A 2,454-nucleotide genomic window follows, 5' to 3' on the forward strand; every position below is an offset into this window, starting at 1 on the left:
GCGGGCGGCGCCGCGGCCCCCGCCCTGGTCCTCGCGGGCCCCGCCGCCGGGGACGGCGTGCCGCCCGACGCGGCGGCGCACGCGACCGCCGGGCGGACGCTCGCCCTGCTCCAGGAATGGCTCGCCGACGAACGCCTGGACGCCGCGCGGCTGGTCGTCGTCACCCGGGACGCGGTGGCCGCCGTCCCCGGCTCCGACGTCCCGTCCCCGGCGGACGCCGCGGTGTGGGGGCTGGTCCGGTCGGCGCAGACCGAGCATCCGGGCCGGTTCGTCCTGCTCGACCTGGACGGCGACGCGGCGTCCGCGCGGGCGGTCGCGGCCGTCGCCGCGAGCGGCGAACCGCAGACGGCCGTCCGCGCCGGGGAGGCGCGGGTGCCGCGGCTGGCCCCGGTCACCACCGCCGGTCCGGACGCGACCGGTCCGGCGCTCGACGGCACCGTGCTGCTCACCGGCGGCACCGGGCGGCTCGGCCGCCTGGTCGCGCGGCACCTGGTGCGCGACCGCGGGGCGCGGCACCTGCTGCTGGTCAGCCGCCGGGGCGACGCCGCCGACGGGGCCACCGAACTCGCGGCCGAACTGCGCGCCCTGGGCGCCGAGGTGGCCTTCGCCGCCGCCGACGCGGCCGACCGGGCGGCGCTGCGCGCGGTGCTCGACGCCGTCCCCGCCGACCGGCCGCTCCGCGCCGTCGTGCACCTCGCGGGCGTCCTCGACGACGGCGCCGTCACCTCCCTCACCCCGGAACGGACCGGCGCGGTGCTGCGGCCGAAGGCGGACGCGGCCTGGCACCTGCACGAGCTCACCCGCGACCTGCCGCTGGCCGCGTTCGTGCTGTTCTCCTCCGCGATCGGCACGGTCGGCGGACCGGGGCAGGCCAACTACGCCGCCGCCAACGCCTTCCTGGACGCCCTGGCCGAACGGCGTCGCGCGGAGGGGCTCGCGGCCGTGTCGCTCGCCTGGGGCCTGTGGTCCGAGGCCAGCGGGATGACCGGGCACCTCACCGAGTCCGACCGCGCGCGGCTGCGCCGGTCCGGCATCGCCGCGATGGACACCGGCGAGGCGCTCGCGCTGCTCGACGCCGCGCTGGCCGCCGACCGGCCCGTCGTGGTGCCGGCCAGGCTCGACCTGGCCGCGCTGCGCGCCGGGCACGGCCCCGACGAGGTGCCCGCGCTCTTCCGGCGACTGCTGCCCCGCACCGGCGGAGCGGCCCCGCGCGCCGCCGCCAGGGGGGCGGCGTCGGCCCGGCGGCTGACCGCGCTGCCCCCGGCCGAACGGGAGGCCGCGCTCCTCGATCTCGTCCGCGCCGAGGCGGCCGGGGTGCTCGGCCACGACGACCCCGGCACGGTCGAACCGGACCGGGCGCTCCGCGAGCAGGGCCTCGACTCCCTCACCACCGTCGAGCTCCGCAACAGGATCGGCGCGGCGACCGGGCTGCGGCTGCCCGCCACGGTCGTGTTCGAGCATCCGACGGTGACCGCGCTGGCCCGGCACCTCGGCGAGAAGCTCACCGGGGCGGGCGGCGCGGACCGGGCCGCGGCCACCGGCGTCCAGAGCGACGAGCCGATCGCGATCGTGGGCATGGCGTGCCGTTACCCCGGCGGGGCGACCTCACCGGAGGCCCTGTGGCGGCTGGTCGCCCAGGGAGTCGATGCCATCGGGGAGTTCCCCACCGACCGGGGCTGGGACCTGGAGGGCCTCTACGATCCCGACCCCGACCATCCCGGTACCAGCTACACCCGTCACGGCGGCTTCCTGTACGACGCCGCCGACTTCGACCCCGAGTTCTTCGGCATCAGCCCCCGCGAAGCCCTGGCCACCGACCCCCAACAACGCCTCCTCCTGGAAACCGCCTGGGAAACCCTCGAAAACGCCGGAATCAACCCCCACACGCTGCGCGGCAGCCACACCGGCGTCTTCACCGGCGTCATGTACGACGACTACGGCAACCGGCTCATGCAGGACTCCCCCGACGGGTTCGAAGGGTTCCTGATCGCCGGGACCCAGACCAGCGTGGCGTCCGGGCGGGTGTCCTACGTCCTCGACCTGGCCGGACCGGCGCTGACCGTCGACACCGCCTGCTCGTCCTCGCTGGTCGCCCTGCACCTGGCGATCCAGGCGCTCCGCAACGGCGAATGCGACCTCGCGCTGGCCGGCGGCGCGACGATCATGGCGACGCCCGGGCCGTTCATCGAGTTCAGCCGGCAGCGCGGCCTGGCACCGGACGGACGTTCCAAGTCGTTCTCCGCCGCCGCCGACGGCGCGGCCTGGAGCGAGGGCGTCGGACTCCTGCTGGTCGAACGACTCTCCGACGCCCAGCGCAACGGCCACCGCGTGCTCGCCGTCGTCCGAGGCTCGGCCGTCAACCAGGACGGCGCGTCCAACGGGCTCACCGCGCCCAGCGCCGCGGCGCAGCGCCGTGTGATCCGGCAGGCGCTGACCAACGCCGGGCTGTCCCCC

1 protein-coding gene is annotated in these 2,454 nt (G+C 77.4%); it reads left to right on the forward strand.

Annotated elements, in window-relative coordinates:
- A partial coding sequence (locus AKI01S_RS48490; RefSeq protein WP_157420766.1) for a type I polyketide synthase occupies positions 1 to 2,454 on the forward strand: 2,454 nt, incomplete at both ends.

Origin of the sequence: Actinomadura kijaniata NBRC 14229, from assembly GCF_001552175.1 — a bacterium.
GTDB lineage: Bacteria > Actinomycetota > Actinomycetes > Streptosporangiales > Streptosporangiaceae > Spirillospora > Spirillospora kijaniata.